This window comes from Bacillus benzoevorans (assembly GCF_014207535.1).
In the GTDB taxonomy this organism is placed as follows: domain Bacteria; phylum Bacillota; class Bacilli; order Bacillales; family Cytobacillaceae; genus Bacillus_BD; species Bacillus_BD benzoevorans.
In genome coordinates, this window is the sequence record NZ_JACHGK010000044.1 from 1 (window position 1) to 4,575 (window position 4,575).

Below are 4,575 nucleotides of genomic sequence, written 5' to 3' on the forward strand. Positions count from 1 at the left end.
AGTTAAATAGACTATACTAATAAGAGGATAATATGTTCAATATAAGGGCATATGTCCTCTTATTTTTCACATAATATAAAGATTAAATATATTTCAAAATTATAGTTTATTATGTATAATATAATCAAGAACGTACATTCGATAAACAGACTTCTTTGTAAGACTCTTGTAGACCTCTAATACAACAACAACATTTTACAATGCCATTTATGTTGTTGTTGTAAAAATTCGCAAGGAAGGTGGAAATGATTAATGGAAAATTTACTCACAGTTAGAGAAATTGCAGAAACATTGCAGAAAAGCGAAGAGACTGTTAAAAGGTGGCTTCGATCAGGCAAGTTCCCTAATGCTTATAAAGAAAATGATAAGCAAGGATGGCGGATTCCTCACCAAGACCTTCAAACATTTCTAAATTCGAATAAACATTTACACCTTAATAAAACTAAAACAACAAACCACAACCAACTCCCGACACCACAAGACGAAGACTCCAAAGAATTAGTTTTATTAGCTTATCAAGCAGTTACAATGACCTCACCTACGGAATCTATGATGAATATCCTGAGTCATATCGGAATTAAACGCACATTAGAAATATTGCTTATTATGCAGCAATCACCAAATAAAGTGAAAAATCCCGAAGGATTTATTAAAAAGGCAATTAGTAAAGGTTGGATCCCCACAACTTTACCGATTAAGAAAGACCGAAATATCGCAAGAATACAAAACAATAGATCAGTAGACAATCAACAACGCCCTCTTCCTTTCTATAACTGGCTTGAACAAGATTAAATATGCAGTCATGTCATAAATCGATACTACAAAGTAAGCACAGAAGATGGCGGTGAATTAAGTGCGTGTCCAAGAAGTCATTTTAGAGAATAATGTCAAACGATATATCTTAATCGATGATAAAGGATTCCCGGTATTGCCTGTTATGAAATATTTAAAGTATATAGATGTAACAGGAAAAAGCAGGAATACTCAAAAGACCTACTGTTACTCTCTAAAACAGTATTTTACCTTTTTAGAAGTAACAAATAAGGACTATAAGTATATAAGGTTAGAAGATTTGGTGGAATTTATAGCTTGGTTAAGAAACCCGTACGAAAGTACAAAAGTTACCTCCCTTCAACCTGTGAAAGCAAAAAAAACAGAAAAGACCATTAACCTTACGCTTACGGCTGTTACAAATTTTTACGATTACTTATACAGAAACGAAGAACTACAAAATGACATGATTGAAAAATTGATGAAACAAGTCTTTACAGGGGGGAGAACTCGTTACAAGAGCTTTTTACACCATGTCAACAAAGATAAGCCTTCTGTTAGGAATGTATTGAAAATAAAAGAACCTCGCAAGAGGGTACAAATACTTACAAAAGAACAAGTGCAGCAAGTGATTGAAGCCACATCCAATATACGAGATACCTTTTTAATCCAAGTATTATTTGAGACAGGATTGCGTATTGGAGAAGTTCTTTCACTTTTCATGCAAGATTTCGTGTTCGATCATGCAAAAGGTCATAGGATCCGTTTAGTTGATCGAGGAGAGCTGGAAAACGGAGCAAAGTTAAAAACAGGTGAACGTGAGATTTTTGTGTCACAGTCTCTAATGGATTTATATGATGATTATTTATATGAAGTTATGGATGAACTGGATGTGGATACAAACTTTGTATTCGTCAAATTACGTGGAGAGAACGCAGGAAAACCGATGACATACAGCGATGTGGAATCCCTTTTCAAGCGTTTGAGAAAGAAGACAAGCATAGACATTCACCCTCACCTATTTCGCCACACTCACGCAACAATATATTATCAAAAAACAAAAGATATTAAGCAAGTGCAGGAACGATTAGGACATTCTCAAATTCAAACAACAATGAACTTATACCTACATCCTTCTGATGAAGATATTAGAGAAGATTGGAATAAAGCACAATCCGAGTTTAACCTAAAGAAAAATAACTAAAAGGAGTTACTGGATGAAGCAAATCAAGAATATTCAAGTAGAAGACATTGGTTTTCACGAAGGCTTACAAAAAGAGCTGTCAACCTATCCTGAGAAAACTGTTCATGAAGACGGAACTGTTACAATCGAACAAGTAATGAACCCATATTTTTTGGTCAATAATAGTTGGAACATCAGTAATGTAGGTAATATCAATCAATTCAAAAAAATGTTAGAAAGTTACAAAGGTTCTACCAAAAATATTCGGTTTCAATTTAATAGTCCCACAATTAATTTAGAAGTAAAGTATGTCTGGTATAACAAGCTGTTCAATGATGAATGGACTTTAGGTAGTGTGTTTGGTGGGCAAATAGCTTATTTACGTGAACTAACACGGTTTCTAAATGAAAAATATCCTACACTCCCATCTATATTAGACTTGGATATTGAAAAGGCTGAAAAAGAATGGCTGTTTTGGTTACATGAGCAAAAAATTCAAACACAACGAATTAAACAAGGCGAAATGTACAAAGAATATACTTGCAAAACGACTATAGCTAACTTCCTACAAGTAATTCATTCAAATTTGTCATCATTGACAGACTCTCGTGAAGAATGGGTTAAAGACCGATGGGATGTACGAATTTTGAATGAAAAATACGGAATTGATTACAACAAAAGTAGAAGCGAGTATTATCTTGATTTTACCAAGATTGAACATCTAAATACTCGTGAACAAGTAAAGAGATATTTCAAGAAACGAATATTAAGTATGAATAAATTCTCATGGAGTACCGCACTAAATTACATGGTTTTTTTACCTAATTTTATTTCCTATATATTTTTATTGGAACCGAATTGGAATGATTTTAAAAAATTAAAACGTTCTCATATGGAGCAATATATCCAATGGTTGCATGAGTATGCAAGAAATAACTTAAAACAAAAAAATGCAAACCCTCCAGAGTATGTAGCAAGAGCATTAAAGGTTATTGGAAAATTTTTAGAAGATATTCAGCGTTATGAATATGATTTGGCTCCTGAAACTAATGTGAGATTATTACTTTTTCCAGAGGATAAGCCAAAATCAAGAAAAAAAACAGTTGACCAAATTGAGTATATTCCTGACTACGTATTAGAGCAACTCTTTACTCATATTGATAACTTGCATGAAGATGTGATCCCTGTTGTTTGGATTGCGTTTAAAACTGGTCTTAGAATATCAGATGTATTAGGTTTAACGTCGGATTGCTTAGTAAAACTAAATGGTCAATATTCTATCGAAACGGATATTGAAAAAACCTATGTCAAAGATCATCGTATTCCTATTGATGATCAGTTAGCAAACATCCTTGCGATTCTAATACAAAAATCCAAAGAACATAGTAATCAAGACAATAATCCCGAAGGGTTCATTTTTATTCGCTATCGTGGCGTTCGTAAAGGAAAACCATTTTCTCAACGTTGGATTAACAAAGCATTAAATTCATTAATAAAACAAAACCATATTGTGGATGAGAGTGGAAAGCTGTTTCATTTTAATGCACATCAGTTTCGACATACTTACGCGGTCAAAATGTTAAACGGTGGTGCAGATATATTAACCGTACAAGAGTTACTGGCTCACGCATCCCCTGAAATGACATTAAGATATGCCAAGTTATTGGATGATACTAAAAGAAAAGCATTTGAGTCAGTAATTAATCAAGGGGTTTTTACATTTGATTTGAATGGTGAAGTACAAGAAATTAAAGCAGGAGAAGATATTCCGACAGATATTTTGGATGCCTTATGGCAGGATCACAAGCTAAATGCAATGGACAACCCTTATGGAACGTGTCACGCTCGCCTAAACGGAAATTGCCCTCATATGGAAGCACCCCCTTGCCTTACTTGTGGTGACAATCAAACGCCATGTAAAGATTTAGCTGTAGGATTCTCAGAATTAGATAAGCAAAAGTATGAACTTCACGTTAAAACAACCACAAAGGCAATAGAAATAGCAAAACAACGAGGCCGAGAGGATATTGCGGAGAAAAACGAAAAGAATTTACAACGTTACCAAAACATTTTAAATACTCTTCAAGAAGGAAATATTATTTTTGGTAGACAAGCTCGGATGAAACGAAAGTTAGGTGTTAAGAATGTCTGAATATAACCGCTCTTCTCATTTGAAGGCTATTCATGCCAAGCGTAAAGCTAACACTTATCAGAAAGTAGATGAAGCCATTAAAAGGCTCATACGAGCTAATGAAAAAATCAATTTTAATAGTGTTTCCAGTGAGGCCGGTGTAACGAAAGCAACGTTGTACAACAATACAGATATTCGTGAAAAAATAGAAACATTAAGACAACAACAATCACAAACACCTACTCCTAAACAAGTAAAACGAGAAATGAACGATAATAATAAAGATGCCATTATCGAATCGCTTAAACGGAAAATTAAGAAATTAGAAGATGAAAATAAAGAATTACGGGAGCAGCTAAAATTTTCATATGCAGATGTTTATAAAAAATTATAGTTTAATAAGATGATAAAAGGATAATACATATTATACATGACTAACATGTATTATCCCCTATTTTCAGGACTTTTTGTAAATTAGGTCTTGATAACT

At 33.5% G+C, this 4,575-nt stretch carries 4 protein-coding genes; all 4 read left to right on the forward strand.

Translation table 11 applies throughout. The annotated features are described in order from the left end of the window. The first annotated feature begins 252 nt into the window (after positions 1 to 252). The gene (locus HNR53_RS22935) at positions 253 to 792 is read left to right on the forward strand and encodes a helix-turn-helix domain-containing protein (RefSeq protein WP_184530491.1); all 540 of its coding nucleotides are present in this window, start codon (positions 253 to 255) and stop codon (positions 790 to 792) included. A gap of 61 nt (positions 793 to 853) precedes the next feature. Further along, entirely contained in the window at positions 854 to 1,975 is a 1,122-nt protein-coding gene (locus HNR53_RS22940) for a tyrosine-type recombinase/integrase (protein WP_184530493.1), read from the forward strand. Positions 1,976 to 1,988: 13 nt separating this feature from the next. Further along, positions 1,989 to 4,106, forward strand: a complete 2,118-nt coding sequence (locus tag HNR53_RS22945; protein WP_184530495.1) for a tyrosine-type recombinase/integrase — start codon at positions 1,989 to 1,991, stop codon at positions 4,104 to 4,106. Continuing rightward, positions 4,099 to 4,479, forward strand: a complete 381-nt coding sequence (locus tag HNR53_RS22950) for a DUF6262 family protein (protein WP_184530497.1) — start codon at positions 4,099 to 4,101, stop codon at positions 4,477 to 4,479. The genes HNR53_RS22945 and HNR53_RS22950 overlap by 8 nt, the downstream gene beginning before the upstream one ends. The last annotated feature ends 96 nt before the right edge of the window (positions 4,480 to 4,575 follow it).

Coding starts and splice junctions, on each gene's coding strand:
- HNR53_RS22950 (WP_184530497.1), top strand. CDS start 4,099: ATGTCTGAATATAACCGCTCTTCTCATTTGAAGGCTATTCATGCCAAG.
- HNR53_RS22945 (WP_184530495.1), top strand. CDS start 1,989: ATGAAGCAAATCAAGAATATTCAAGTAGAAGACATTGGTTTTCACGAA.
- HNR53_RS22935 (WP_184530491.1), top strand. CDS start 253: ATGGAAAATTTACTCACAGTTAGAGAAATTGCAGAAACATTGCAGAAA.